Origin of the sequence: Onishia taeanensis (assembly GCF_900100755.1) — a bacterium.
GTDB classification, from domain to species: Bacteria; Pseudomonadota; Gammaproteobacteria; order Pseudomonadales; family Halomonadaceae; genus Onishia; species Onishia taeanensis.
Window position 1 is genome coordinate 136,437 of the sequence record NZ_FNCI01000006.1, and the last position, 24,521, is coordinate 160,957.

24 protein-coding genes are annotated in these 24,521 nt (G+C 62.1%); 12 read left to right on the forward strand and 12 right to left on the reverse strand.

What is annotated here, in order from left to right:
* Positions 1-81: 81 nt before the first annotated feature.
* Entirely contained in the window at positions 82-483 is a 402-nt protein-coding gene (locus BLR71_RS10025) for a DUF1850 domain-containing protein (RefSeq protein WP_422730771.1), read from the forward strand.
* A 111-nt stretch (positions 484-594) separates the two neighbouring features.
* Positions 595-2,604, forward strand: a complete 2,010-nt coding sequence (locus BLR71_RS10030; protein WP_092525644.1) for a TRAP transporter permease — start codon at positions 595-597, stop codon at positions 2,602-2,604.
* Positions 2,605-2,729: 125 nt separating this feature from the next.
* Here the strand turns inward: BLR71_RS10030 and BLR71_RS10035 are convergent, their stop codons facing one another.
* Complete coding sequence (locus BLR71_RS10035; RefSeq protein ID WP_175491649.1) at positions 2,730-3,404, reverse strand: YbaY family lipoprotein; 675 nt, start codon at positions 3,402-3,404, stop codon at positions 2,730-2,732.
* 278 nt (positions 3,405-3,682) lie between these two features.
* Here BLR71_RS10035 and purE point away from each other — a divergent pair, with 278 nt between their 5' ends.
* On the forward strand, positions 3,683-4,189 hold the full coding sequence (gene purE / locus BLR71_RS10040) for a 5-(carboxyamino)imidazole ribonucleotide mutase (RefSeq protein ID WP_092525647.1): 507 nt from the start codon (positions 3,683-3,685) through the stop codon (positions 4,187-4,189).
* Positions 4,190-4,201: 12 nt separating this feature from the next.
* Positions 4,202-5,356, forward strand: a complete 1,155-nt coding sequence (locus BLR71_RS10045; RefSeq protein ID WP_092525649.1) for a 5-(carboxyamino)imidazole ribonucleotide synthase — start codon at positions 4,202-4,204, stop codon at positions 5,354-5,356.
* Positions 5,357-5,463: 107 nt separating this feature from the next.
* Here BLR71_RS10045 and BLR71_RS10050 read toward each other — a convergent pair whose 3' ends face one another.
* Entirely contained in the window at positions 5,464-6,495 is a 1,032-nt protein-coding gene (locus tag BLR71_RS10050; protein ID WP_092525650.1) for a YeiH family protein, read from the reverse strand.
* 95 nt (positions 6,496-6,590) lie between these two features.
* Here BLR71_RS10050 and BLR71_RS10055 point away from each other — a divergent pair, with 95 nt between their 5' ends.
* A complete protein-coding gene (locus BLR71_RS10055) occupies positions 6,591-7,517 on the forward strand; it encodes a LysR family transcriptional regulator (protein ID WP_092525671.1) in 927 nt (308 codons plus the stop codon).
* Positions 7,518-7,573: 56 nt separating this feature from the next.
* Here the strand turns inward: BLR71_RS10055 and BLR71_RS10060 are convergent, their stop codons facing one another.
* On the reverse strand, positions 7,574-7,885 hold the full coding sequence (locus BLR71_RS10060) for a YqfO family protein (RefSeq protein ID WP_092525673.1): 312 nt from the start codon (positions 7,883-7,885) through the stop codon (positions 7,574-7,576).
* A gap of 206 nt (positions 7,886-8,091) precedes the next feature.
* On the opposite strand from BLR71_RS10060, the gene BLR71_RS10065 reads away from it, so the two are divergent.
* Positions 8,092-8,601, forward strand: coding sequence for a fasciclin domain-containing protein (locus BLR71_RS10065; protein WP_092525675.1), 510 nt, complete (start codon positions 8,092-8,094; stop codon positions 8,599-8,601).
* Positions 8,602-8,791: 190 nt separating this feature from the next.
* A complete protein-coding gene (locus tag BLR71_RS10070; RefSeq protein ID WP_092525677.1) occupies positions 8,792-9,643 on the forward strand; it encodes a fructosamine kinase family protein in 852 nt (283 codons plus the stop codon).
* 162 nt (positions 9,644-9,805) lie between these two features.
* On the opposite strand, the gene BLR71_RS10075 is transcribed toward BLR71_RS10070, so the two are convergent.
* Positions 9,806-10,714, reverse strand: a complete 909-nt coding sequence (locus BLR71_RS10075; RefSeq protein WP_092525679.1) for an alpha/beta fold hydrolase — start codon at positions 10,712-10,714, stop codon at positions 9,806-9,808.
* A gap of 521 nt (positions 10,715-11,235) precedes the next feature.
* On the opposite strand from BLR71_RS10075, the gene BLR71_RS10080 reads away from it, so the two are divergent.
* The 3 genes from BLR71_RS10080 to BLR71_RS10090 all read left to right on the forward strand — a co-directional run bounded on the left by BLR71_RS10080 (position 11,236) and on the right by BLR71_RS10090 (position 17,403).
* Positions 11,236-12,705, forward strand: coding sequence for a TolC family outer membrane protein (locus BLR71_RS10080; protein WP_092525681.1), 1,470 nt, complete (start codon positions 11,236-11,238; stop codon positions 12,703-12,705).
* A gap of 345 nt (positions 12,706-13,050) precedes the next feature.
* Positions 13,051-14,223 (forward strand): efflux RND transporter periplasmic adaptor subunit, encoded by a 1,173-nt coding sequence (locus BLR71_RS10085; protein ID WP_245696409.1) that lies wholly within the window; start codon positions 13,051-13,053, stop codon positions 14,221-14,223.
* Positions 14,224-14,226: 3 nt separating this feature from the next.
* Complete coding sequence (locus BLR71_RS10090) at positions 14,227-17,403, forward strand: efflux RND transporter permease subunit (RefSeq protein ID WP_092525683.1); 3,177 nt, start codon at positions 14,227-14,229, stop codon at positions 17,401-17,403.
* Between the two features lie 129 nt (positions 17,404-17,532).
* Here the strand turns inward: BLR71_RS10090 and BLR71_RS10095 are convergent, their stop codons facing one another.
* Positions 17,533-18,183, reverse strand: a complete 651-nt coding sequence (locus tag BLR71_RS10095; protein ID WP_092525685.1) for a TetR family transcriptional regulator — start codon at positions 18,181-18,183, stop codon at positions 17,533-17,535.
* A gap of 268 nt (positions 18,184-18,451) precedes the next feature.
* On the opposite strand from BLR71_RS10095, the gene BLR71_RS10100 reads away from it, so the two are divergent.
* Positions 18,452-19,483 (forward strand): succinylglutamate desuccinylase/aspartoacylase family protein, encoded by a 1,032-nt coding sequence (locus BLR71_RS10100; RefSeq protein ID WP_092525687.1) that lies wholly within the window; start codon positions 18,452-18,454, stop codon positions 19,481-19,483.
* Between the two features lie 50 nt (positions 19,484-19,533).
* On the opposite strand, the gene dusA is transcribed toward BLR71_RS10100, so the two are convergent.
* The gene (gene dusA, locus BLR71_RS10105) at positions 19,534-20,568 is read right to left on the reverse strand and encodes a tRNA dihydrouridine(20/20a) synthase DusA (RefSeq protein WP_245696416.1); all 1,035 of its coding nucleotides are present in this window, start codon (positions 20,566-20,568) and stop codon (positions 19,534-19,536) included.
* Between the two features lie 158 nt (positions 20,569-20,726).
* On the opposite strand from dusA, the gene BLR71_RS10110 reads away from it, so the two are divergent.
* Positions 20,727-21,734, forward strand: coding sequence for a tyrosine-type recombinase/integrase (locus BLR71_RS10110; protein ID WP_092525691.1), 1,008 nt, complete (start codon positions 20,727-20,729; stop codon positions 21,732-21,734).
* Here BLR71_RS10110 and BLR71_RS17445 read toward each other — a convergent pair.
* From BLR71_RS17445 to BLR71_RS18045, 6 genes are all read right to left on the reverse strand, one after another.
* A complete protein-coding gene (locus tag BLR71_RS17445; protein WP_139172594.1) occupies positions 21,720-22,442 on the reverse strand; it encodes a hypothetical protein in 723 nt (240 codons plus the stop codon). The two genes, BLR71_RS10110 and BLR71_RS17445, sit on opposite strands and share 15 nt — an antisense overlap.
* Before the next feature lie 48 nt (positions 22,443-22,490).
* Positions 22,491-23,318 carry an HNH endonuclease gene (locus tag BLR71_RS17915; RefSeq protein WP_245696410.1) on the reverse strand — a complete coding sequence of 276 codons (828 nt, stop codon included), beginning with the start codon at positions 23,316-23,318 and terminating at the stop codon, positions 22,491-22,493.
* Positions 23,305-23,691, reverse strand: a complete 387-nt coding sequence (locus BLR71_RS10120; RefSeq protein ID WP_092525693.1) for a (deoxy)nucleoside triphosphate pyrophosphohydrolase — start codon at positions 23,689-23,691, stop codon at positions 23,305-23,307. Before BLR71_RS10120 ends, BLR71_RS17915 begins: the two co-directional genes overlap by 14 nt.
* A 68-nt stretch (positions 23,692-23,759) precedes the next feature.
* Complete coding sequence (locus tag BLR71_RS10125; RefSeq protein WP_092525695.1) at positions 23,760-24,017, reverse strand: pyocin activator PrtN family protein; 258 nt, start codon at positions 24,015-24,017, stop codon at positions 23,760-23,762.
* Positions 24,014-24,301, reverse strand: coding sequence for a hypothetical protein (locus BLR71_RS10130; RefSeq protein ID WP_092525697.1), 288 nt, complete (start codon positions 24,299-24,301; stop codon positions 24,014-24,016). The genes BLR71_RS10125 and BLR71_RS10130 overlap by 4 nt, the downstream gene beginning before the upstream one ends.
* Entirely contained in the window at positions 24,291-24,506 is a 216-nt protein-coding gene (locus BLR71_RS18045; protein WP_092525699.1) for a TraR/DksA C4-type zinc finger protein, read from the reverse strand. The genes BLR71_RS10130 and BLR71_RS18045 overlap by 11 nt, the downstream gene beginning before the upstream one ends.
* Between the last annotated feature and the right edge of the window lie 15 nt (positions 24,507-24,521).

Here is a 24,521-nt window from a genome sequence, read left to right on the forward strand (position 1 = left end):
GTGCCTCAGGCCGATACGTCTCAAGAGCGGACTAACTCGGATGCCCCGCTCAAGAACGCTGACGCTGGGTCCGAGAATCGGGTGCTCGAGGTGCGGGATCGCAGCGATAGGCTTCTGGTTAGCCTGCCGATGCCTCAAGGAGAGGGCTGGTGCCTCGAGTGGAACCACTCGGTAGAGGGCTTTGCGGTCCTCGACTGCTACCGTAACGAGCATGGCCGGATGGTGCTCGAAAGCAGCCACCAGCCGGACTTTGCCGCCGGGCTTGGCCATGTGCCGGGCCGTGGACGCCAGGTTAGCGATGGCCACGGCGGCTACTGGATCAAGGATATCCACGAGCCGGTGCCGGGCGACCGCTACCTGCTGAGAGTCGGTGCGCCGCGGGTCAATCACCGCCTGGTCGTTGAGGACAAGACGATAAGCCTGAGCGACCTGGCAGCCGGGCAGCGGGTCAGCATCGGGCTGCGGCCTGTGCCGGCTGTCTAGTCGCTGTTTAAGAAGACGGCTTGCCAACATCATTGTTCGACAGAGCCTTTCTTTTTCTTGGGTCCGGTGCCGCCTTGGTAGCCGGGGTATTCCATTTGGTAGAGGGATTTCATGAGCGATTTGGCCACTTCCCCCATTGTGCCTGGCAGCCAGGCACAACATTCGCGAGCGGTCCTGTGGCTGATCGCCGTGGTAGCGGTGGGGCTGTCGTTGTTCCAGCTCTATTCCGCTGGCATTCAGCCTTTGGGCCTCTTTTATCAGCGCAGTATTCACCTGGCGCTGATCATGATGTTGGCGTTTTTGATGTTCCCGGTGTTCGGACCTAATCGGCGGCGTGGCGTCGTAGGCGGGATCATCGACCTGGCCTTCTTTGCCGGGGCGGTGATCACCGGCGGCTATCTGGTGCTCTACCTCGACGATATCTTCAATCGCGCCGGTTTCTGGAACCAGACCGATATCGTGGTGGGCTGCATCGCCACGGTCACCGTGCTCGAGGCGAGCCGCCGCGCGGTGGGACTCGGCATGACGATTATCGGTATTCTGGCACTGCTCTATGCCTTTGCCGGCCCAAGGGGAGAGTTGCCCTGGCTGGGTCAGTTCCTGCCTGGGATCATGGAGCATCGCGGCTACAATCTGGATCGGGTCGTGGGTCAGCTGTACCTGGGCCAGGAGGGAATCTTCGGCCTGCCGATGGGGGTCGCGGCGACCTATATCTTCATCTTCGTGCTTTTCGGTGCCTTTCTCGAGATCACCGGCGCCGGTAAGTTCTTCATCGATCTGGCCTATGCGGCCACCGGCCGGCAGCGCGGCGGGCCGGCCAAGGCGGCGGTGCTCGCCTCGGCGGGCATGGGCTCGATCTCGGGCAGCGCGATTGCCAACGTGGTGACCACCGGGGCCTTTACCATTCCGTTGATGAAGCGGCTGGGCTTCAAGCCGGCTCAGGCCGGCGGCATCGAGGCGGCGGCCTCTACCGGCGGCCAGATCATGCCGCCGTTGATGGGGGCGGGCGCCTTCCTGATCGCTGAATACACCCAGGTGCCTTATCTCGAGGTGGTCAAGGTCAGCGTGTTACCGGCCATTCTGTATTTCTCCACCGTTTATCTGTTCGTGCACATCATCGCCCTCAAACAGGGCATGAAGGGCATGCCACGCGCTGAGCTGCCGCAGATGCGCGATGTGATGCGCGAGGGCTGGCATTTTCTGCTGCCGCTTGCGGTGCTGGTCTGGCTTCTGGTGATGAACATGTCGCCGATGCGGGTCGGCTATTTTGCGATAGTCACCATGCTGGTGGTGGCCGCACTGCGCTTCTCGGTATGGTTCTTCTTCGTGGCGCCGGCACAGGGCAAGCCGGTGACCGGCCAGCGCATTGGTGAAGCGCTGTGGGCCGGGGTGGTCAAGGTGACCCAGGGGCTGGAGCTCGGTGCGCGTAACGCCGTGGCGGTGTCGATGGCCTGTGCGGTGGCCGGCATCATCGTCGGCGTGGTGGGCCTGACCGGCCTGGGGCTCAAGTTCTCGGCCATGATGCTGGCCTTCTCGGATGGCAACCTCTTGCTGGCGCTGGTCATGGTACTGCTGGCAAGCCTGGTGCTGGGTATGGGCCTGCCGGTGACGGCGAGCTATATCGTACTCATCGTGCTGGTCGGTCCGGCGCTGTCCAACGAGTTCGGTGTGCCGCTGCTGATCGCTCACCTGGTGGTGTTCTGGTACTCCCAGGACTCCAATGTCACACCGCCGATCGCGCTGGCGGGCTTCGCTGGGGCGGCGATAGCCGGCAGCAAGCCGATGGAAACCGGCTTCCAGGCCTGGAAGTTCGCCAAGGGGCTCTATCTGATTCCGCTGTTCATGGTCTTCAACCCGGAGATCATCGTCGGTGGCCCGGTGCCGGTCGTGATCTGGAATGGCGTGATTGCGATTCTGGCCTTGGGTGCCTTTGCGGCGGCGCTGGAAGGCTATCTGTTCACCCGCATGTCCTGGCCGGTGCGGCTTGCCATCGTGCCGGCGATCATCGGGGTCTTCTATCCGGACCTGCGTGCCGAGATGGCAGGCGCCGCGGTGATGGCGCTGGCCATCGCCGGCAACTGGCTGGCCTGCCGCCGCGAAGAATCGGCAACGGCTGCCTGATGGCCGTTTGACGCGCTAGGTCATATCACCGCACAGGCCCCACCGGCAACTCGGTGGGGCCTGTGTATTTGGGGCAGTTGGTTGCGTGAGTCTCAGGCCTCGCGATGCTTGAGGCTAACCTGCTCTTAGCTTTGCTCGGGCGCCTTTTGCGCCGCCTGATTTTTTTCCTCGCCAGGGTTGGCCTGTTGGTCTGACTGGCTGAATACCTTCTCGCTCGGTGCGTTTTCCACCGGCTCCAGCATCAGGGCCATCGGGCCCGGCTGGCTGTTGGCATTCAGTGCCAGGGCTTCGGGCTCGGCCGTCGACCACAGCACCAAGTCATCGGCATTAACCACTTCGGCCTGCAGCACCTGACGATGGTTGTCGCCGAGGGCTGCGCTCGGCATCGTCAGGCTAAAAGGCAGGGGCAGGGCGACCTGGTCAGCGTCGAAGGATTCCTCGCTCAATACCTTGGCGCCGCCGTCCTCGAGCGAGATATCGATCAACTGCACGTGAACTTGGGCATCGGCCGGCAGTGAAAGGCTATCGGGGGCGCTGAGCGTCCCGCTCAGGGTCAGGGTGGCGGCATTGTCTAAGGCATCGTCCTGGGCATCGTCATTGCTGCTGTTGGCATCCTGCTGGGAGGTGGTCGCTGCGGACGCATTCTTCTCGGCCATGGTTTGGTCCGTGCCTTGATGGCTGCTCGAACCCGCATTGGGGCTTGCAGCCTTGCTGGCAGTGGTTTCCTCGTCGCTTGCATCGCAGGCGGCCAAGGTTAGGGCACTGGTCAGGGCGGCGATCAGGGTAAGATGTCGTGTCATGGGGCGTCTCCATAAAGCCAGGTCGGGGTCTAGCCCCGGGGTGACCGGCAATCCTGCCGGTGTCGATGCATGGACCCTAACAAGCAAGTTCGCACTCAGGGTGCAAGTTGCTGTCTCCGCTGGGCGACGCCAAGCAACCAAGAGACTTCCCCCAACGCCCGCGAGGCGGTATGCTGCGCGGTTTTCAGACGGCTGGATCGAGTTTGAGTCGGGCCGTCTCCTCGCCCCGCTGTGCGGCGCCCTCAGATCGTGCAGCCCAACCATTCAGGAGCAAGGCGATGCAGCCGTCGAACGAGCCACCACGCGTTGGCGTGATCATGGGATCCAAGTCGGACTGGCCGGTCATGGAGCACGCGGTGGCGATGCTCGAGACACTCGGCGTGGCCTACGAGACCAAGGTGGTGTCTGCCCACCGCACGCCAGACCTGCTCTTCGACTATGCCAAGAGCGCCGCCGAGCGCGGCCTCTCAGTGATCATAGCCGGTGCTGGCGGTGCCGCCCACCTGCCGGGCATGGTGGCCTCCCAAACGCCGCTGCCGGTGCTCGGCGTGCCGGTGGAATCGAAGTCGCTCAAGGGGCTGGATTCGCTGCTGTCGATCGCCCAGATGCCCGGTGGCATCGCCGTGGGGACCCTGGCCATTGGCAAGCCCGGCGCCACCAATGCCGGCCTGTTGGCCGCACAGATCGTTGGCCTGCAGGATGCCAAGGTACGCGAAGCCGTCGAGGCCTTCCGTGCCGAGCAGACCCAGAAGGTGCTGGATAATCCCGATCCCCGGGCCGAGTGAGGAGACGCTGTCATGAGTGATGCTGCGAGCAACGCGACTGGAACCGTCGTCGGCGTACTGGGCGCCGGCCAGCTGGGCCGCATGCTGGCGCTGGCGGGCTATCCGTTGGCCAACCGCTTCGTGTTCCTGGATACCACCGGCAACCCGAGCGCCGGCATTGGCGAGGTGATGATCCTCGACTCGAAGGACCAGCAGCGCCAGCTCGAGGACTTCCTCGCCAAGGTCGACCTGGTCACCTATGAATTCGAGCACCTGCCGGTGTCGCTTGTGCAGGCCATTGAGGCGCACAAGCCGGTCTACCCGTCCAGCGAGGCAATTCGCGTCTGCCAGAACCGGGCCGAAGAAAAGGCGCTGTTCGATCGCCTGGGCATTCCTACCCCGGCCTATCGCCTGGTCGAGAGCGCCGAAGAGCTCGAGGCCGCGGCCCGTGAACTGGGCACGCCGGTGGTCGCCAAGTCGGTCACCGAGGGCTATGACGGCAAGGGCCAGGCGGTGCTCAAGTCGCCGGACGAGGCCAAGGATGCCTGGGCATCGATCAAGCACTCTCGGCTGATCGTCGAAGCCTTCGTCGACTTCGTGCGCGAGGTGTCGATCATCGCCGTGCGCGGTCGCGACGGCCAGGTGGTCTTCTATCCGATGGCCGAGAATCAGCACGTCGACGGCATCCTGCGCTATTCGGTGGCGCCGCTGCCGGATCTCGACGACAGCGTTCAGCAGACCGCCGACGACTATATTCGCGCGCTGCTAGACGAGCTGGACTACGTCGGTGTATTAACGCTCGAGCTGTTCCAGACCCGCGATGGCGGCCTGATGGCCAACGAGATGGCGCCTCGGGTGCACAACTCCGGCCATTGGAGCCAAGATGGTGCGGTGACCAGCCAGTTCGAGAACCATCTGCGCGCCATCCAGGGCCTGCCGCTTGGCGATACCGCGGCTCGGGCGCCGACCTGCATGGTCAATGTGATCGGTCGTGAAGGCGATTCCGGCGAGATTCTCGCCCTCGAAGATGCTCACCTGCATCGCTACGGCAAGAGCGAGCGGGCCGGGCGTAAGCTTGGCCACGTCAACCTGGTGGCGCCGACCCATAAGGCGCTGATGGAGAAGGTGCGCGCCTGTGCCGCCCTGCTGCCCGAGGCGCCGAGCCCGAAGATGAGCTTCGAGGACTAGGCCGCGCCTGCTGAGCAGCGCTTGGGCAAGACGACGCCGCACCCCTTAGGGTGCGGCGTCTTTGTCTGTGGTGGGCGATCTTGATCGCTGGCGGTGGGCTCATAGGCTCAGCCCATCAGCGCCAGGCTCGCCAGCCCGCCCCCCAGCACCAGCAGCGTAAAGAGACACAGTGCCAGGATCAGCGGCTTGACGCCCAGCGCCTTGAGGCTCGCCAGTCGGGTATTAATGCCGAGGGCGGCCATGGCCATGGTGAGCGCCATTTGGCCGGCCACTACCAGTCCTTGGTGCAGCGCCGCCGGCAGTGTGACCAGGCTGTTGAAGATGACCATGGCCACGAAACCGAAGGCGAACCAGGGAATCGTCATGCCACCCGCCGGGCGTCCGGCGCTCTCCACGGCATCCTCTGCCGTGCGGCTCAGCCACCAGCGGCCGACGATCAGCAGGAAGGGCACCAGCATCATCACCCGCACCAGCTTGACGATCACTGCATTGGCCAGCGCATCGGGACCGATGGCGTCACCGGCAGCGACGACCTGGGCGACCTCATGCACGGTGGCGCCGATGTAGATGCCAAAGAGCCCTTCGGGCATCCCTGTCAACGGATAGAGCAGCGGATAGACCAGCATGGCCAGCGTGCCGAACAGCACGACGGTGGCTACCGCCATCGCGGTGGCGGCAGGGCGGGCACGGATCGTGGTCTCGGTGGCCAGCACCGCCGCGGCGCCGCAGATGGCGCTGCCGGCACTGGTCAGCAGGGCGGTCTCCCGGTCCATGCCCAGCCAACGGGTGCCGAGCTGGTAACCGATAACCAGCACGCTGGTGATGACCAGCAGGTCGAGCAGCAGAATCCTAGGGCCCAGCGCCATCACCTGCTCGAGCGTCAGCGACAGCCCGAATAGCACGATACCGCCGCGCAGCAGCCAGCGAGTGGCAAAGGCCAGCCCAGGGGTGGCGCGCTCGAGAAATCGCCGGCTGGGTAGACGGCCGGGCAGGTGGTCGAGGGGAATATTGCCGAGCACCAGACCCAGCAGCAGCGCAAACACCAGCGGGCTCACGCCGCTGTCGGCAAGCCCCGGCAGGGCGGCCGCGCCGATGCCAGCCAATGACACTAACGTACAGAGCAGCAGGCCTTGCCACATGGTCGGATCTCCTCGGGCGTGAGATGACAAGGCTAGGCGATGATAGATCGAAACGTTATGGTTTAATAACGATAAGCCTATTCGGTAGAGCCGATATGACGCCCCCGGTGAGTTTCCGCCAGCTCCAGGTCTTCGTGACGATCGCCCGCAGCGGCACGGTGAGCGCCGCTTCCCGCCAGTTGAGCCTGTCTCAGTCGTCGACCAGTCAGGCGCTGTCCGATCTTGAGCGGGCGCTAGACGTGGCCCTCTTCGAGCGGCTGGGCCGCCGCCTGCGCCTCAATGATCGTGGCCGTCACCTGCTGCCCCAGGCCGAGCGCTTGCTCGATGGCATGCAGGAGTTCGTTGCCTCGGCACGGGAGCCGGAGGGAGCGCTGCGCGGTACCTTGACGGTGTCGGCCAGCGCCACCATCGGCACCTATCTGCTGCCGCCCCTGGCGGGCGTCTTCGGTGAACGTCATCCCGGCGCCGATCTGCGCCTGAGGCTGCGCAACAGCGGCGAGGTGATGACGGATCTGCTGCGCTTCGAGGCGGATCTTGGTCTGATCGAGGGGCAGTGCCACGAACCCGACCTGGCCAGCGAGCCCTGGTGCGAGGATCAGCTGTTAGTGGTGGCCAGTCCCCGTCACCCGCTGGCCGAGCGACGGGCACTCGATGGCGAGGCGCTGGCCGACGCCCGCTGGATTCTTCGCGAGCAGGGCTCAGGCACCCGTGAGGTCTTCGAGGCGGCGATGGCGCCGGTGCTACAGGCGGCACCTTCTCGCCGCCTTAAGGTGTGCATGGAGCTTGGCCAGCACGAGGCCATCAAAGAGGCCGTGAAGGCGGGACTGGGGCTCGGCTGCCTGTCGCGGCTTAGCGTGGTGGGAGAGCTCGAACGTGGCGAACTGGTGGCGCTTAAAACGCCGCTGTCGCTGGTGCGATCCTTCTCGTTGGTGTGGCATCCCGAGCGCTATCGCAGCCCGCTGTGGCAGACGTTCAAGGTGTTCCTGGGCGAGCAGCACGCCACGCTTTCCAATACTGCCTAGCTCAGATAAAAGCTCATATAAAAGTTCAGGCGACATCCAGGGCGTTCGTATAACGCCTAGATCTCTTCCAGTCTCCATACCTCATAGGCCGGCTCCTCATAGGGGTGGGCTTTCTTGAGGGCCGCCACCGCGTCGCGAATCAGCGCGTCCTGGCAGACCAGCTCTATCTTGACCTCTTCGACATGCGCAAGATCGCCGACCCGGCCTATGTGCGGGTCGGCGCCGCTGCATGGACGAAACTGGCCGGTACCTGACGTCTGGAAGCAGCAGGCTTCATAGTCACCGATGCGCCCGGCACCGCTGGCGAAGACGGCCTCTTTCACTATTTCCGCTGCCTCGATGGGGGCGAAGAAAGCGAGCTTGTACATGGCGATCTCCTTATGGATAGGGGGGAGTAACAAATAAACTTGTTCGGGTGGAACTAATTGTCTAGCTTTTGTACAAATAGGGTGTGGTACAGGGCTGGCGCGACCCTTTCGCGTCTCGAAGGCGGCCTCGAGTGGCTATCTGGATGAAGCGGGAAGCGCTCGAAGCCAATACCTTTCTTACGGTTGGTCCTATAGGAGTATGTTCCATGAAAGCCATCGCAGTCGCAGCACCCCAGTGGATGGGCATCGGCCTGGTTGGCATGATACTCGCTGGTACGGTCCAGGCGGATGATCATGGCATGGCCAAGGCTGACATCGTCGACACCGCGATTGAAGCCGGTCAGTTCGACACCCTTGTGGCCGCGATCAAGGCTGCTGACCTTGTCGATACCCTCAAGGGAGAGGGGCCCTTCACCGTATTTGCCCCCACCGACGACGCTTTCGCTGCCTTGCCGGACGGCACGCTCGATACCCTGCTGATGCCGGAAAACAAGGATCAGCTGCAGGCCGTGCTGACCTATCACGTGGTACCCGGCACGATCATGGCAGAAGACGCCATGTCCGCCAGCTCAGCGACCACAGTTCAGGGACAGGACCTAACCATCACCACCATGGACGGTAAGGTGATGATCAATGATGCCACCGTGACCGCCGCCGATGTAATGGCCAGTAACGGCGTGATTCATGTGATCGACACGGTGCTGATCCCGGAGTAAGGCGACGATGCCTGGACTGATGCCTGCCTTTGCGGAGGCATGAGCCTCAGGCCTATCGAGCGACCTGCTCCTAGCTAGCCCGAGGCCATCCCGTCGTGCCCCCTATACCGCCTCCCTCGGGAGGCGGTATTTTTGTGTCAGTGCGCATATCGTGCCGATGGCGACATCATTCACCCGGCTGGAGACGAGCATGGACGATCAACTGATCGCGCTGCTGGAGCGACTGAACCTTGAGCCAAGCGGGGTGCTTTCGCCCCTGAGCGGCGGTGATATCGCCGAGGTGGCGAGCCTCGAGACCCGTCAGGGCACGGTAGTGGCCAAGCGTGACGATCCGCAGCGCCTGGCAGGCGAGGCCGAAGGGCTCAATGCCCTGCATGATGCCTTGGCGGGGAGTGCGCTGCGAGTGCCCAGGGTGCTGGGCCAGGAAGGGCCCTGGTTGCTAATGGAGTCGCTGAGGGTTGCGCCGCGCAAGGCCGCCAGCGAGGTCGCCCTGGGCGAAGGGTTGCGGATACTGCACGCTGTGACCCGCGAGGCCCACGGCTGGTCCCGTGACAACGCCTGCGGTCAGACGCCCCAGCCCAATGCCTGGCTCGATGATGGTCGCGCCTTCCAGTGCGAGCGCCGCTTGAAGCCTCTGGCGGCCGCCTGCATGGAGAAGGGGCTGCTCGACCGGCGACTTAGGGCTCGGGTGGAAGGCGTGGCCGAGCGCCTCGATGACTGGTTGCCTGATGCCCCGGCAAGCCTGATTCATGGCGACCTGTGGTCGGGCAACGTGCTGCATACCGACAGTGGCCCTGCGCTTATCGATCCCGCGGTATATGCCCATTACCCGGAGGTGGACCTGGCCATGCTGACGCTGTTTGGCATGCCCTCGCCAGCCTTCTTCGAGGCCTACTGGAACGGCAACCGCCCCGACGATTGGACGAGGCGGGAAGCCTTGTTCCAGCTTTACCCGCTGTTGAATCACCTGCTGCTGTTCGGTGGCACCTACCGGGGCGCCGTGGAGCGCACGCTGGGCAGGCTCGAGGCGGAAAGCGACTGAATCACCGGGACTCGTGGGGCAGGAATTTGCCATTCGAGTAGAGACGGTAGCACAGCGGGTCCTGAGAAATGGCCTGGTCCCAGGCAGGCCTCCAGGGCGGCAGCGACGTCCGGCTCGACTTTCAGCGTTGCGCAGACCCCTTAGGGCAATCTAGCGCTGGACTCATGCGCCCGACTTGCCCTTCAGCCAGTCAATACCGCGCTGCCACCAATGCCGCGCCGATGGCGCCATGGCGGCGGGGCGGCGCAGGAAGTCGGCAATGGGCGCCACCTGGCTGGGGCGGTCGAGCATCGGTGCGTGGCCACAGCCCGGCACTTCCAGGCTGGCCAGCCCCGGCTGCTCCTGGCGCATGCGTTCGATGCTCTCGTGGGCCAGCAGCGGCGAGGTGGCGCCGCGAATCACCATCAGCGGGCATTGGATCGCCCGCCAGTCGGCCCAGGTATCCCGCGGCGTATCATGGATGAATTGCTCGCCGATGCGCGGATCGTAATGGTAGGTCCAGCTGCCGTCGGGCAGGCGTCGTGCGCTGTCCAGCGCTAGCTGTCGCCAGGCATCCTCGCTGTCGATGCCAAACCCCGCATAGTGTTTGCGCAGCTCGGCTTCCAGGTCGCCGAACTTGACGAAGCGATGCATGACGCCGAAATAGGTCGCGAGGCCCGATAGGCCGTCCGGGTCCAGCTCCGGGCCGACATCATTGAGCACCAGGCGCTCGATGCGCGAGGCGGTAGTGGGCTCGGCGGCCAGCAGCATGCCCAGCAGCCCGCCCATCGAGGTGCCCACCCAGGGCACGCGTTCGAGCTCGAAGTGGTCGAGCAGGGCGATAGCGACTTGCTGGTAGTGCTCATACAGATAGTCATGGGCAGGGTAGAGCGACCAGCTGGACAGGCCACGCCCCGGCGTATCGGGGGCCAGTACGCGCCAGCCGGGGCCCAGCTCGCGCGCCAGGGCCGCAAAATCGCCGCCATGACGGGCGAGGCCGTGCCAGGCAATCAGCGTGCGCGGGGCATTGGGGTTCCAGATGCGCACCGCGATCTGCAGTGCTCTGACCGTGACCAGTTCCAGGCGATCCATAGTGCTGACCCTTTGATGTGGTACCGAGGTATGTCGTGGAAAGCTATGTGATGGAAATATATGAAGTGTAAAGCCATGCGGGGCAGCGTCATGGCCTACCCTGCGTGAAGCCGGCAGAGGCGCGTTGTTTAGTGGAACGCTATGCTGCCGTGCAGCATAGACTACAGCATCGACAGGCAGACGCCATTAGGCTGAGTGCAATGTGAGTGCAATGCATGGCCGATGTCGCCGCAGGCTGCCTGAAGAACGCTTTGGGGCTCAAAGCGCCTTCAAGCGCACGCTGATAATGCGTTTTGCAGCAGAGGCAGGGTATCGATAGCCAGGCTCAATCATGGCCGAAGAGAGGAATAATCGTTAGCCTGCTAGTATACATACACGCATGTAGCTATAATGCCTGTTAACTGACACAAGCGTGAACCGTCGTTCCTGGCATGATGTCTGGCGACGGAGAGGGGGGACGAATGCTAGCGCTTCCCCTTATGCTATATCTGTCTCCATCTTCCCTTGACCAAGGAAAGCTCATGCCGCTCATCACTGATCTCTCTGCATCTGGCAGGCGTCTGACTCGACGGGCCATCATGCTGCCCCTGGCGCTGTCCATCGCCCTGGCAAGCCAAGCTCAGGGCGCCGACCTGCTAGGGATCGCCAACGATGCCCTGGAAAACGATGCCAGCCTTGCTTCAGCGCGAGCCAGCCTGAAAAGCACTCAAGAAAGCCGTGATGTGGCCGCCGGCGATCTGCTGCCGCAGGTCAATGCCTCTGCCCAGGTGGCGAACAACCGCACCTACGAAAGTCAGCTATCGACCCTGCAGGGGGCGGGTGCCAGCCAGAGTGCGGATGACGATTACAACAGCGGCAGCCTGGCTCTTGATGCCAGCCAGGCGCTGTATGACGCGGCCAATGCTCGTGAAGTGGATCAGGTCGAGAGCCGCATCGATCAGGAGAGGCTGTCGCTGATTGCCAGCGAGCAGCAACTGTTGTTCGATGCGTCGACCGCGTATTTCGAGATCCTGCGCGCCAATGACATTCTCGCCGCCCGCCGGGCTCAGGAGCGCGCTATCTCGCGTCAGCTGGAGCAAGCCCGTGAGCAGTTCGAGGTCGGCCTGATCGCGATTACCGATGTCGAAGAAGCGCGCGCCAGTTTCGACCAGGCCCGGGCCCAGCGCATCACGGCACAGAGCGACCTGGAAGTCAGCTTCGAGGCACTCGAACGCCTCACCGGCAAGCGCTATCAGAGCATCCAGAGTCTCGCCGACGACCTGCCGGTCGAGCTGCCGACGCCCTCTGAGCGTGATGCCTGGGTCGATATGGCTCTCGAGGAAAGTCCGCTGCTGAAAAGCGCCATGGCGGCGGTCGAGGTCTCGCGCTCGAGCGTCGATATCTCCAAGGCAGCGCGTTTGCCGGTGGTCGAGGCCTTTGCCGCCTACAACTATGGCGACAGCGATCGCGACCAAGTCGAGGGCCATGACTCATCCAGTCAGCTCGGCGTGCGCGCTAGCCTTCCGCTGTACACCGGCGGCTCGACCAGCGCCCAGATTCGCCAGAGCACCTACACACTGGAAGCCAGTCAGTATGATGCCGAGGCGCAACGTCGTCTGACCATTCAGCAGGTGCGCTCGCTGTATACTCAGGTGCGCAACGATGTCGCTACCGTGGAGGCACGCCGCCAGGCGGTGGTCTCCAACCGCAGCGCCCTGGATGCGACTCGCTCGGGCTACGAGGTCGGCACCCGTAACATCGTCGATGTTCTGGCGGCCGAACAGAACCTTTATGACGCTATTTCCAACCTGGCCGTGGCACGCTATGACTATGTGCTCGACAAGCTCGAGCTGCGTCAGCAGGCCGGGACCTTGGATGTCGAGGTGATTCGCGAGCTGAATGCTCAGCTCAGCGCCGACCAGGCCGTCCTGCTGGAAGTCGGCGAGGACAATGGCGGCTCTTATGATTCCATGATGGATATCGGCGAGCGTCCGCAAGCACCCGACGCCTGAGCCAAGATCGCCGCCCCTTGGGGCGGCCGTCAGGCTGGTCACCCGCTCTCGTTACTTGCCAGCATCCCTTCGCTGGCGCTCTCGCGCGACGGGCGGGTGAAGTGACAGCTCCTGAGAGCCAGTCCATAAAACCAGTCGATAAAAACCAGCCCACAAGCATTAACGACCAGAACCGGTCATTTATACGCTAGCCACCCATCGTCATACCCCCGTGCCCCGAACCTGAGTCTGCATCCAGGTTCGTATCGCGCCGTCAATATCCATACATGTATGGATGTTTAATAGGGGCCTCGGCGGTGGTGGGCAAGCCACGCATTGATTTGATCATTCGAGCGGGAGAAAAACATGCAGAAGAACGCAAATGCGATGCGCCCTTGGCGCCTGGCGCTGCTCGGCCTGGGGCTTGCCGGCCTCTTGGTCGGCTGCGGCAGCGAGTCGGGTGGCCAGGCGCAGGCAGCGGACAGCGACCAGGCGGCGCCTGCGACGCCCAGTCAGGTCATGAGCATCGCGCGTCGCGATATCGCGCTCGACAAGTCCTATCCCTCAATGCTCAGCAGTGAGAATGAGGTCACTGTCGTTGCGCGGGTCAGTGGGCTTTTGGAGGCGCGTCAGTTCGAGCCCGGCGACCGGGTCGAGAAGGGCGACAGTCTCTATACCATCGAGCCTGCCACCTATCAGGCGGCAGTGCGCAGTGCCGAAGCCGACCTGCAGAGTGCCAAGGCAGAGCGGGATCGCGCTCAGCGCGACGCCGACCGCTATCAGCGTCTGTTGAACCAGAATTCGGTGAGCCGTCAGGATTATGACGATGCCCTGGCGAAGCTGCGGGTGGCACGCGCCACCGTGGCGCAGAACGAAGCCGCGCTGGACAGTGCACGTATCGACCTGAATTACACCGACGTCGAGGCGCCGGTGAGCGGGGCGATCAGCCTGAGTGAGATCAACGTGGGTAATCTGGTGGACCCGGGTACGGAGCTTGCCACCATCACCCCGCTTGACCCTCTCGAGGTGCGCTTCCAACTGCCTCAGGCGGATGCCCTGGCGCTTCGCCGTCAGCGCGATGACAAGGAAGCGCCGATCGGGGCCACCCTGTCGCGTCCCGCCAAGCAGGGCAATGCCGCCCAGAGCCTTGAGGGCGAGCTCGACTTCCTGGGCAGCCGAGTCAGCGAGAGCACCAGCACCGTGGAAGCACGGGCGATGTTCGACAACCCTGAGGGCAGTTTCCTGCCGGGACAGTTCGTGCGTATCTCGCTTGCCGGTCTCAAGCGCTATGACGTGCTGGCGGTTCCCGAGATCGCGGTGACCGAGGGGCTGATGGGCCCGCAGGTGTTCGTACTGGACGACGACAACAAGGCGCGTGCGCGTACCGTCGAACTCGGTGAAACCGCCGGGCACTGGCTGATCGTCACCAGCGGTCTGGAGGCCGGAGAGCGAGTGCTGGCCAGCGATCCGGGCGGTATCCAGCCGGGCACCAAGATCGAACCCCAGCCCTTCGATGGCGACGCAGCAAGCGGGAGCTGATCCATGACGTTTTCCGATTTCTTCATCCGACGGCCGGTGTTTGCCACCGTGCTTTCGGTGATCATTGCCCTAGTCGGCATCATGGCGATGCGCGTGCTGCCCATCGAGCAGTACCCGAGCGTGGTGCCACCGACGGTCTCGGTCAAGGCGACCTATCCGGGCGCCGATGCCGACACGGTGTCGCAAACCGTGGCCGCCCCGCTTGCCGAGGCGATCAATGGCGTCGAGGACATGCTTTACATGAACTCGACCACCGCCGATAACGGTTCGCTGTCCATGAGCATCGCCTTCGCCATCGGCTCCGACGGCGACACCAACACCATCAACGTCAATAACCGCGTTCAGCAGACGTTGTCGCAGCTGCCCGAGTCGGTGCAGGCGCAAGGGGTGACGGTCGAGCTGAGTTCCAGCAGCATATTGATGGTGCTGGGCCTGACCTCGCCGCAGAATGACTACGGCAAGATCTATATGCAGAACTACGCGACCCTCAACCTCCTCGACGAGCTGCGCCAGGTGCCTGGCGTGGGCAGTGCCGAGGTGTTGGGGGGCGGTGAGTTCGCGATGCGTATCTGGCTCAACCCGGACAAGCTGGCCGAATACGACATGACCCCGGCCGAAGTCGCCGATGCGGTCAGTTCGCAGAATACCGAGGTAGCAGCAGGGGGGCTGGCCAAGACGCCGCAGGGCGAATCACGGGCCTATAGCTATACCATTACCGCCCCTGGTCGAATGAGCAACGCCGATCAGTTCCGCGACATCATCCTGCGGACCAATCCGGATGGCTCATCGTTGCGCCTGGACGATGTCGCGCGCATTGAGCTTGGCGCCTCTTCCTATAATGTCGATGCGCGTTTGAACGGCGGCACCATGACGCCGATCATGATCAACCAGCAGCCCGGCGCCAATGCCCTGGAAACGGCCAAGCAGGTGGTCGCTACCATGGACCGTCTCAAGGAGCGCTTCCCGCCGGGGCTCGACTATGAAGTGCCCTACGATACCACGCTGTTCATCGACGCCTCGGTGACGACCGTGGAGCACACCTTCATCGAGGCCTTCCTGATCGTGGCGGCGATCGTGCTGATCTTCCTGCAGAACTGGCGGACTACCGCTATCGCGCTGTCGGTCGTGCCGGTCTCGGTGGTGGGCACTTTTGCCGGCCTCTACCTGTTTGGCTTCTCGATCAACCTGCTGTCGCTGTTTGCGCTGGTGCTGGCGATCGGCATCGTGGTCGATGATGCCATCCTGGTGGTGGAAAACGTCGAGCGTATTCTCGAGGAAGACCCCAGCATCAAGATCCTGGCCGCCACAAGCCGGGCGATGAAGGAAGTCTCGGGGCCGGTTATCGCCACGTCACTGATCATGGCGGCGGTATTCGTGCCGGTAGCCTTCCTGGGTGGCTTCACGGGGCAGATCTATCAGCAGTTCGCCTTGACCATCGCGGTATCGGTGGCGATCTCGGCGGTGGTGGCGCTGACGTTCACCCCGGCGATGTGCGCGATCTTCGTGCGCCACAAGTCGCGTCATCCGCAGTCCAAGCTCGTTCGGGGCCTGACCGCGCCAATGCGAGCCTTCGATCGCGGCTTCGCCGCTGTGACCCGAGCCTACTTGTGGCTGGTGGGCTTGCTGGTCAAGCGCTGGGTGCTGGCACTGGCGTTGGGGGTCGCGACCTGCGTGGGTTCCTACGCCCTTTATGAGCGCACGCCGACCTCGCTGGTTCCGGAGACCGACCAGGGCATGGTGCTGGCCAGCGTGTCGCTGCCCGAGGCAGCCTCGCTCCAGCGGACCCAGGACTACATGGCCGAGCTCAGCGATAAGATCGAAGCGGTGCCTGCGGTGCGCTACGTGGCGGCCGTGGCGGGCTACGACATGCTGTCCAGCGCCGTCAACAGCGCCCGTGGCATCATGTTCATCGCCATGGAGCCTTGGGCCGAACGCGACATGAGTGCCACTCAGCTAATCGGTCAGATCATGAAGTTCGGCGGTAGTATCGATGGTGGCAAGACCATGGCGTTCAACCTGCCACCGATCATCGGCCTGTCGACCACCGGTGGCTTTACCGGCTACCTGCAGTCCTATGAGGGTGCGGATGCCAACGAGCTCTACCAGGCATCGATGAAGGTGATGCAGGCGGCCAATCAGCGCCCCGAGCTCAACCGGGTGTTCACCACTTACAATGCCAACGTGCCGTCCTATCGCGCCGATATCGATCGCGAAAAGGCGCTCAGCTATGGCGTCTCGCTGGATGACCTCTACACCACCCTATCGAATACCCTGGGCAGTGGCTTCGTGAACTACTTCTCGTACCGTAGCCGTAACTTCCAGGTCTACATGCAGAACGAATCGGAATTCCGTCAGACGCCGGATGCGCTGGATCAGATCTTCGTTCGCGGTGGTGATGGCAAGCGCATTCCGCTTTCCGAGTTCGTGAGCCTGGAGCGTCAGTCGACGGCCTCGGTAATGACGCGCTTCAACGTCTATCCGGCGGCGCAGTTTCAGGGTGGGCCGGCGGCGGGCTACAGCTCCGGCGAGGCGGTTCACGCCATGCAGGACGTGGTTGCGGATACTCTGGGCGACGGCTGGGGCATGGGCTGGACCGGTACGGCCTATCAGGAAACCAACGCCGGTAACGCCGCTGCCTTGGCTATCGCCTTCGGTATCATCATGATTCTGCTGATTCTGGCGGCTCAGTATGAAAGTTGGTCGCTGCCGCTGGCGGTGATCACGGCGGTTCCCTTCGCCTTCCTGGGGGCCATCGGCGGTATCGTGCTTCGCGGGCTGGATCTCAGCGTCTATGTCGAGATCGGCATGCTGGTGGTGGTGGGGCTTGCCGCCAAGAACGCGATCATGATCGTCGAGTTCGCCGAGCTGCAGCGCAAGGAACACGGCAAGTCGATCCGCGAGGCGGCGATGATTGCCTCCGAGCTGCGTTTCCGTCCGATCGTGATGACTTCTCTGGCGTTCATCTTCGGCACCTTGCCGCTGGCGACGGCTACCGGTGCCAGTGATACCAGCAGCCAGCACATCGGGACCACTGTGGCGGTGGGCATGGCCTCGGTGGCGGTATTGGCAAGCCTGTTCGTGCCGACCTACTACGCGATGATCGCCCACGTGCAGCAGTGGTTGGCCGACAAGCGTGGCAAGCATCATGAAGAGGCGTCCCTAGAGCAGTCCCGCGACTGACCGCGTCGCATAGTGTGACACCTCGTCACGAAAAGGCCGCTCTCCCTTGGGGAAGCGGCCTTTTTTATGACGGGCAGTGGCGAGCGCGGGCAAAGCCAGTTGCTGATGGCAAACCAGGCAATGACCGTCTCAGGAAGAGGGAGCGGTCGTCTCGGTATCGACGGGAGCATCACGGGAGAGCAGGTCAAGCAGGCTATCGATAATGACCCGGCCTCTTTCGGTCAGCGAATACTCCTCTGGCGTGCGCAACCAGTCCTGAATCATGCCGCCGATGGCGTACTCCATTATCTGCGCGGCCTGGACGGCGTCGATATGCGGGGCCAGTTGACCGGACTGCTCGGCCATCTCGAAGTGTCGCAGCATCGAGCAATAGCAGTCTTCGGCCATCTTGTGTTGCATCTTCAGTGGGTTGATGTCGCTGAAGAATTCGCAGCGATGCAGGATGATCGACAGCACCCGCCGATGGCGCGGCTGTTCGATGCGCATGAAGGCATGTCGCAGCGTCAGGCGAATGGTATCCAGGGGAGTGCGGCCTTGCTGCGGTGATTCGAGTTCGCGGGTCAACTCCTCGAAGGGCAGGTGAACCCGGTCACTCATGGCGTGGAAGAGATCCGCCTTGTTCTTGAAGTGCCAATAGACGGCGCCGCGCGTCATGCCCGCGTGGCGAGCGATCTGCTCGAGGGTGGTTCGAGCGACGCCTTTTTCGAAGAAGACATCTTCGGCGGCGTCCAACAGTGCCTCGCGGGTCGCTTCAGCGTCGGCTTTAGTCTTTCTGGCCATAAGAAGGCAGTGGCAATCATCACGGAAAGTGTAGGGTTATTCTAGCGCAACAAGCGGCTACTTACATGCGCGCATGTATGCATACAACGTCTTAGTCGGGTGCGCTAGGCTCGTCAGAAGGCCCATGAAGGCGTATAACGTCATTCATGAGAAAACACTGTTTTCAAAGCTGGACCCGGGCAGAGCCGCGTTCGTATGATGCGCTGGCCTCCTAGTCCCTAGACGGTTTTTGCTTGGTTGCCTCGATTGCTACAAGGAAGCGTTGCTCATGGCTCGTGCCCCCTTTGAACTCGCCGGTGTCAGAGTGGCTCCCGGCTCCCGCGCCCAGATCGATGTGCCGGTCGCCAAGCTCTACACCCATGCACCGCTGCATATCCCCGTCGAAGTGGTGCATGGCCGTCAGGCCGGCCCTACGCTGCTGGTCTGTGGCGCCATCCACGGCGATGAGATCAATGGCGTCGAGATCGTGCGCCGCCTGCTGCGCTCGAAGGTCCTGCAAGGGCTGCGCGGGACCCTGATTGCGGTGCCTATCGTCAATGTATTCGGCTTCGTCCAGCAAAGCCGCTATCTGCCCGACCGTCGCGATCTCAACCGCTGTTTCCCGGGCAGCGACTCTGGTTCATTGGGCTCCCGCGTGGCGGCATTGTTCCGTGAAGAGATCGTCGATCAGGCTACGCATATCATCGACCTGCATACCGGTGCCATTCATCGCACCAACCTGCCACAGATCCGCGCTCAGCTGACCCCGGACAGCGAAACCGAAGCCATCGCCATGGCCTTCGGCGTGCCGGTCATTCTCAATGCCGAGCTGCGCGAGGGAAGCCTGCGCCACTATGCGCAGTCCCGAGGTATGCCAGTGCTGACCTATGAGGCGGGGGAAGCGCTGCGCTTCGATGAGTGGGCGATTGCGCCCGGCGTGCGTGGCATTCGCCGGGTCATGCGCGCTATCGGTATGCTGACCAATGACCGCCGCCGTGCCACGCCTCGCCAGGCGGAGGTCGCCAATGGGTCGAGCTGGGCGCGGGCGCCGATCGACGGCATCCTGCGGCCCAAGGTGCGACTCGGCACTCGAGTCGCCAAGGGTGAGGTGCTTGGCAAGGTGGCCGATCCGTTCGGCAATTCGGAAGAAGACGTACTGGCGCCGGCCGATGGTATCGTCATTGGCATGGGCAATCTGCCGCTCGCCAATGAAGGCGAGGCGCTTTTCCATGTGGCGCGCTTCGATGCCATCGAGGAAGCCGAAAACGCCGTCGAGACCTTCCAGTCGGATTACGATCCAACCATTGAGGGCGTGTCATAGCGCTTGCTATTAGCGTGCTATGCCAGGCCCTGCTGGCCGCCTTGGGGAGGTCAGGCCGGCTGGGCCAGGCGCTCTTCGGATACCAGCGACAGCGCCTCGTCGAAGACCTCGAGGCCGGCGCCGTCCCGGTGGGCGTTTTCCGAGAGGTGGCGGCGGAAGCGTCGACCGCCGGGGCAACCCTGGAAAAGGCCTAGCAGGTGGCGGGTGATGTGGTTGAGCTTGGCACCTTCGTCGAGCCGTTTGGCGATATAGGGGCGGAAGGCGCGGGCCGCGTCGTGGCGGCTGGCAGCCGGCCCTTGCTTGCCATAGAGGGCTTCATCGACGCCGGCCAGCAACCAGGGATTCTGGTAGGCCTCACGGCCGATCATCACGCTGTCGACGCATTCGAGGTGTTCACGGCACTCATTCAGCGTCTTGATACCACCGTTGATGCCAATGTGCAGTTCGGGGCGCTGCTGCTTCAGGCGATGCACGCGGCCGTAGTTGAGCGGCGGCACATCGCGGTTCTCTTTGGGTGACAGGCCTTCGAGCCAGGCCTTGCGGGCATGCAGGGTGAACACTTCGCAGCCGGCGGCGGCGACCTCGTCGATGAAGCGCTCCAGGTCCGCGTCTTCATCCTGATCGTCGATGCCGATGCGGCATTTCACCGTCACCGGGATCGATACCGCCGCCTGCATCGCCTTGACCGCTGACGCCACCTTGTCCGGATGCCCCATCAGGCAAGCCCCGATCAGGTTGTTCTGCACCCTATCGCTTGGGCAACCAACGTTCAGGTTGACCTCGTCATAGCCCCATTCCTCGGCGATCGCCGCGCACTCGGCGAGCTCGCCGGCATCGCTGCCACCGAGCTGCAGCGCCAGCGGATGCTCGACGGCCTCATAGCCCAGGAAGCGCTTGCGCGGACTGCCGTGCAGGATGGCGCCGGTGGTGACCATTTCGGTATACAGCAGGGCATGACGGCTCAGCGTGCGGGCGAAAGCCCGGTAGTCGCGCGTCGTCCAATCCATCATCGGCGCGACGGAGAATGTTCTATCCAGCGCTGGGCGCGCGGTGCCAGTATTTATGCCGGTTGTAGTGTTTGCCATATCACTCATGACTGTTCATATTTACAGTGGTTTTGCCCTGTTTTACGCCATGCGTTGGTACAAATTTGGCACACAGGGCGTTGGCAATTTGGTACATAGGGGAGGTTCGCGTGGCGACAATCAGGAAGCGTCGGCGAAAGGATGGCAGTTTCTCATACATGGCCCAGATCCGCATCGCCCGCCGTGGGCAACCAGACCACTCCGAGTCCAGGACGTTCCCCAGGAAGGCCATGGCGGAAGAGTGGGCCAAGCGCCGCGAGCTCGAGCTCAGCAGCCCTGGCGGCATTCTCTCGGCGAAGTGGAAGGGCGTAACCCTGGATGACGCTATCGAGCGCTACCTCCACGAGTTCGCTCAGGACGCTGGGCGCTCGAAGCGGGCCACCATCCAGCAGCTGCAGCGCTTCCCGGTCGCCCGGGTGCAGGTCACCGAACTGGCCAGCGAGCAGATCATCGAGCACGCGGTGATGCGCCGAAACAGTGGCATTAAGCCTTCAACCATTAATCAGGACATCACCTGGCTGGGCATCATCCTCAAGACGGCCGCGGCGGCCTGGAAGATGCCGGTGGCACTCAATGAGTTCGAGTCGGCCAAGCTGTTGATGCGCAGCAAGGGGCTGGTCTCGCGCCCCGGATCACGCGATCGGCGGCCAACGTACGAGGAGATCGAGCGGATCCGGGACTACTTCCGCCGCTCGCAGATGATCCGGCCCAGCGCGATCATCCCGATGGAAGACATCATGGACTTTGCCATCGCTTCCTCGAGGCGCCAGGAGGAGATCACCCGGCTGACCTGGGGAGATCTCGACGACCAGGCGATGACATGTTGGGTGCGCGATGCAAAGCACCCTCGGCAGAAGTGGGGCAACCACAAGCGTTTCAAGCTGAGCCACGAGGCCATGGCCATCATCCAGCGGCAGCCGCGGTCCCATGGGGAGGAGAGGATCTTTCCCTACAACGGGAAGTCGATCGGGACCCGTTGGCGGGCGGCGACGGCGGCCTGCGGGATCGAGGATCTACGCTTCCACGATCTGCGCCATGAAGCGACATCCCGCCTCTTCGAGGCGGGATATGAGATCGTGGAGGTGCAGCAGTTCACGCTGCATGAGAGCTGGGATGTGCTGAAAAGGTACACGCACTTACGGCCAGAAAAGTTAGTTTTGAGATAATGCCTGTTGACATTCCATAAGCCCGCTCAGTGCTTTATCTTCCATGAGTATGCTTGTAAATAGTGCGATTGCTAATACAGCTAAAAGAGCCTCAAATATTACTGTCTGGGTTAACGTTTTCTTGAACAGTGCTTTGATTGTTAGAGGAGTTCTCTGTGTTGAGATGTAATAGCTAGGTGTCCATATAAGGATGTAGTACATCGCGATGAAGACTAGCATTACCAGAAAGGCTTTAAGTACTACTGCTGGTGTTATTTGATCTTGAGGGGTGGCGATGAAGGCGAAAAATAAAGTTGCAAAAAGTGCCCCGGTTATTGTTGCTGATAGGTCTGCTGTGAAGCCAAATAGCCTTTTACATATGTTCTTGGCTTTGTCTCTTAGGTATGGGCATGCGCTTTTCTTATTCACTACTTTTGCAGCTAAAAATGAGATAAAACAGTATGTGAACATAAGGTGAAGTAGGTTTGGTGAGATGAGCTCTTTCATGGCGCTGCATATTAGCTCATTGCCAGAAGCTTTATAGATTGGGTATAGAAGAAAAATGATAGAAAAACCAAGCCCAATGAAGCCTGAACTCATGTGAAGTATTTTTGGTGTTTCGATTAATTGTGCTTTTATGATTGATCTGGTTTTTCTTAAAATCATTGGTGTGGCTGCTTTTTTTCGTGGAATAGTGTTCTTTTTTTGCGGCTTCCTGACTCCAGACACGGACCCGCAAAATTGATCGGCTGGTTTCGTTTAAGGAATCAATGAAACCTATAGCTTGAATGTTATCTGCTTTAAATGCTTCACATCGCCCGGCAAGTTGAGCGAATGCATCTTCCGGTGGCAATTCGGGCAGAGAGCTACGGTATTTTCGATTGTGTCTTCCCCGCCTGCGGCTAGCCATTCGATGTGATGGCATTCCAGATAAGGCTCTCCCTTCTTGGTATTGAAGGGTGCGGGCTCTTGGCACAGTTCACAGATCCCATCGGCACGGCGCTTGGCGTACTCAGCCACGTAGGGGGACCTCCCATACTGCGTCGCAACGGTTGGGCGGCTGCCTGTCTTGGCCGGTGCGTTCTTGGCACGCTGGCGAAGTTCCTCATCAGAAAGCTTGGCGGCGTGCCGTTCCTTCTTCTCGAAGGCTTGTTTGGCCGTTTCCTGATCCATAGCCGGTAAGCGAGATGAACGAAGCTGGAGCGGAAATAACCAGACCTTGCGTTCGTTGCCATCCGCATCCGGCTGAGTCGCCTGATAGGCAGGCGCAGCGCGGACGACCTCGCCTACATAGGTATATTCCTTGCGCTTGAATACTTCGAAGAGATGCACCGCTACACCGTTGTCGGGGCTCTCGTTCAGCGTCTTGTTCTGGGCGAAAGTGAGCTCCATGTCACCGGTCTGGCCCATGCCGGTGTAGTGGATGACATCGCCTTCCCAGCGATCCTCGTAGATCGACTCGATGTGGTTGGTGACGATAACGAGGGTATTGGTCTTCTTGGCTCTGCGCATCCCGCCCTGCGGGCTGCAGCCGAAGATGTCACACAGTTGGTCATTCGAGAGGACGTCTCCCGGCGCGAGCGCTGCGATGCTATCCGTAGGCATTGATGACTTCCTTGGCGATGGGAATATCTGCAGGGGCAAGTTCGTAGCTCAGCATATCGGCCAGAGGGACCCATGCGAAGCGGTCATGGACCGTCAGCTCTGGTTCTTCTTGGCTAAGCTCGACCAGGACGCCGATGAGCTTGATGGCACCACCTTCATACCGGTAGATGCTCTCGGTGAAGACGTGCTTTGCTGTACAAGAAAGCGAGAGTTCTTCCCGGATCTCTCGCTCAATGCATTGCTCGATGGTTTCGGTGGGCTCCTGCTTGCCGCCGGGAAATTCCCATAGTCCCTCGAGTTGCTGACCCGGAGCCCGGCGTGTCAGTAGAATGCGTCCTTCCTTGATGGCCAATGCGGCGGCGACGTGCTTCAAAGGAGACCTCTCCTGGCTGGTCTGAAAGGCTAAGCCTACCTTAGCCCTCCGAAGCGCATCTACTAGCCTCACGCATTGACCCGTTGCCACATCTCATGCGCCTCCGCCTTCCTATCGTCCAGGTACTTGGCCAGATCCACGGCGCTGACCAGCCAGGGCGACTTCTGGGAGTCGCCGGCGCGGTAGGTGGGTACCGGCAGGGCCTGGGCCCCGGCTCTAGCGCTGGCGGTGCGGGCGCTGATGCCGAAGTAGCGCGGCGCAACCTCATCGAGCGGCAGCTCGCCCCGGCCATCGAACTCGGCTAGCAGTCCAAAGTAGGTGTTCATTGCTGGGCTCTCCTTTTCCAGTTCCGGTAACGCAGACAGATGTTGGTGAAAACAGCAGCCGCGGCGGTGTCGTGGTCGAGTTCCGCGCGGCTCTCTATTCCGCAGGCGGCGCAGATCCAGTCGCGGGCATCCTGTTCGCTGTGGGTACCGTCGGGGAGATCTCCTTCGGGCAGCCCGAACTTGTGCCGCCGGCGCCGATCCAGGTAGAGCCGGAACGTCCGATCCTGGCAGAGCATGGCGGCCTGGCGAGCCACTGGCCCGCCTTTGGTTGGCTTATCGGACATGACGCCCCCTTCGCTCCCTCATCCCCTGGCACTCGATGCAGGTATTGGCCCAGGGCGCTGCCCGACGTCGTGCAGCAGGTATTTCCCAGCCGCAGTCCTCGCACTCGGGGCTGGTAGCCATGTCTTGAAGAGCCGGTCGGCTAGCCAGCGCAGCGCTCTGACGGCGCTCCATGATCTCGGTGGCAATGTCGGCGTTGTCGGCCATGTATCTTCCTTTAAG

Coding starts and splice junctions, on each gene's coding strand:
- BLR71_RS10030 (WP_092525644.1), top strand. CDS start 595: ATGAGCGATTTGGCCACTTCCCCCATTGTGCCTGGCAGCCAGGCACAA.
- BLR71_RS10035 (WP_175491649.1), bottom strand. CDS start 3,404: ATGACACGACATCTTACCCTGATCGCCGCCCTGACCAGTGCCCTAACC.
- purE (WP_092525647.1), top strand. CDS start 3,683: ATGCAGCCGTCGAACGAGCCACCACGCGTTGGCGTGATCATGGGATCC.
- BLR71_RS10045 (WP_092525649.1), top strand. CDS start 4,202: ATGAGTGATGCTGCGAGCAACGCGACTGGAACCGTCGTCGGCGTACTG.
- BLR71_RS10050 (WP_092525650.1), bottom strand. CDS start 6,495: ATGTGGCAAGGCCTGCTGCTCTGTACGTTAGTGTCATTGGCTGGCATC.
- BLR71_RS10055 (WP_092525671.1), top strand. CDS start 6,591: ATGACGCCCCCGGTGAGTTTCCGCCAGCTCCAGGTCTTCGTGACGATC.
- BLR71_RS10060 (WP_092525673.1), bottom strand. CDS start 7,885: ATGTACAAGCTCGCTTTCTTCGCCCCCATCGAGGCAGCGGAAATAGTG.
- BLR71_RS10065 (WP_092525675.1), top strand. CDS start 8,092: ATGAAAGCCATCGCAGTCGCAGCACCCCAGTGGATGGGCATCGGCCTG.
- BLR71_RS10070 (WP_092525677.1), top strand. CDS start 8,792: ATGGACGATCAACTGATCGCGCTGCTGGAGCGACTGAACCTTGAGCCA.
- BLR71_RS10075 (WP_092525679.1), bottom strand. CDS start 10,714: ATGGATCGCCTGGAACTGGTCACGGTCAGAGCACTGCAGATCGCGGTG.
- BLR71_RS10080 (WP_092525681.1), top strand. CDS start 11,236: ATGCCGCTCATCACTGATCTCTCTGCATCTGGCAGGCGTCTGACTCGA.
- BLR71_RS10085 (WP_245696409.1), top strand. CDS start 13,051: ATGCAGAAGAACGCAAATGCGATGCGCCCTTGGCGCCTGGCGCTGCTC.
- BLR71_RS10090 (WP_092525683.1), top strand. CDS start 14,227: ATGACGTTTTCCGATTTCTTCATCCGACGGCCGGTGTTTGCCACCGTG.
- BLR71_RS10095 (WP_092525685.1), bottom strand. CDS start 18,183: ATGGCCAGAAAGACTAAAGCCGACGCTGAAGCGACCCGCGAGGCACTG.
- BLR71_RS10100 (WP_092525687.1), top strand. CDS start 18,452: ATGGCTCGTGCCCCCTTTGAACTCGCCGGTGTCAGAGTGGCTCCCGGC.
- dusA (WP_245696416.1), bottom strand. CDS start 20,568: ATGGCAAACACTACAACCGGCATAAATACTGGCACCGCGCGCCCAGCG.
- BLR71_RS10110 (WP_092525691.1), top strand. CDS start 20,727: ATGGCCCAGATCCGCATCGCCCGCCGTGGGCAACCAGACCACTCCGAG.
- BLR71_RS17915 (WP_245696410.1), bottom strand. CDS start 23,318: ATGCCTACGGATAGCATCGCAGCGCTCGCGCCGGGAGACGTCCTCTCG.
- BLR71_RS10125 (WP_092525695.1), bottom strand. CDS start 24,017: ATGAACACCTACTTTGGACTGCTAGCCGAGTTCGATGGCCGGGGCGAG.
- BLR71_RS10130 (WP_092525697.1), bottom strand. CDS start 24,301: ATGTCCGATAAGCCAACCAAAGGCGGGCCAGTGGCTCGCCAGGCCGCC.
- BLR71_RS18045 (WP_092525699.1), bottom strand. CDS start 24,506: ATGGCCGACAACGCCGACATTGCCACCGAGATCATGGAGCGCCGTCAG.